Here is a 1,379-nt window from a genome sequence, read left to right on the forward strand (position 1 = left end):
TTGTATCTGGTGATGGAAAAATGGGCTACCTGAGATAAACGTTGGAGCTTGCGTATTGGCGGACTCCGCTCCGAGGTATTTCAGCAGCCTGCTAGAGCTGTTTACTACGAAGCTTGCAACATCTATTATTTGCAAACATCTGACGCCCCAGAAAAAATAATAGCGGCTCTCAGCGAGCTCTGTACCTGCCGGCTCTGTACCTGCGGGTTCTAATTCGACATCAGCGCTATCAATCGCTTCCCATTCGCGTTTAATGTTTGAGCCACTTCTGCTACGGGGAGGGTCCAAAGTTCAGCTAGCGTGTCAGTGACTTGGCCAGTTTCCCAGGGCATAACCGGCTTTCCCATGACCGCACCAAAGGGGCCGTCACTTTCCGGTACCACGCGCTCTCTGGGCATTAGCGATACGAGATTACGGCCGTTTGCCGATTTCAGCATAGCGGGTCCCACACTAAACCAGCAGCCTAGCGCGGAAGCACGGCGAAGGGATGCAGGAGAATCTGTGAACCAGTGCATCACCGCAAGCCCGAACCCCGGATATTGGCGCAGGGTATCGAGTACTGCATCAGCCGCAGAACGCGAATGAACGCTTAAAACACGACCGCCTTTGGCTTGACAGCATGAGACAACTGCTTGGAAGATGCGAAGCTGAACGGCATAGTGCGCTTTATAGCGGCTTGAACCGTCTAATCCAACCTCCCCAACAGCAACGGAAGCATCTATCTGTGCAAGGAGCAGCTCAAGCTCTGAAGCTTTGGTATCAGCAACTTCAGGGTGCAGGCCGGGGGTTACGATTAAATTCGAGGCTGGAGGAAGTATCTTTGACGTAGCAGCATAGGCGCGTGGACTTGTGGTTACCAACCACGTGAAGTCATTCACTGCCAGGGCTTCCGCGTATGGGGTTGGGGCTTTTGGCTGGGGCTGGGTTGAACTCAAACCGCGGTTCGAACAAAAAATGGCCCAAAGAGCACGCAATGGAAAGTGCAAAGGCTCCCACGTGGAATTGAGGGTGCATCGGCTCAAGAGCCTGACTGGTGCGCACCTGTAGACGCGCACGCTGGAGCGTCAAAAAGTGGAAGTGCGCCTGTGCTGCAAAGGGTTTTGCAACACAGCCACGTCGACTTGGAGCAATGTCGGCGGATGTCGGCGGAGATAGGGGTTACTTCGGCCACTGACTGGGTTTTGCGACGCCGTCATTCATCAATCCACGCAGAAGGAGGACAACGGAGCCGATGCCTGCGCATATAGATAAAAGCCACGTCGAGCGTGGCTTTATTTTCGGCAATGACCCGTCCTGAATTGGGTTGACACCTTTTCCCTAAAGAAAAGGCAAGTCAATGGATACAAGCGTCAAACGCACACAGCGCGACTACACGCTGG

Annotated in this window: 1 protein-coding gene; it reads right to left on the reverse strand. The window is 53.7% G+C overall.

All coding sequences use genetic code 11. The annotated features are described in order from the left end of the window. Window positions 1–209 precede the first annotated feature (209 nt). Window positions 210–878: a Qat anti-phage system TatD family nuclease QatD gene (gene qatD / locus BM160_RS22040; RefSeq protein WP_255369049.1), complete on the reverse strand. Its 669-nt coding sequence runs from the start codon at window positions 876–878 to the stop codon at window positions 210–212. Between the last annotated feature and the right edge of the window lie 501 nt (window positions 879–1,379).

It is taken from the genome of Polaromonas sp. OV174, assembly GCF_900112285.1.
GTDB lineage: Bacteria > Pseudomonadota > Gammaproteobacteria > Burkholderiales > Burkholderiaceae_C > Polaromonas.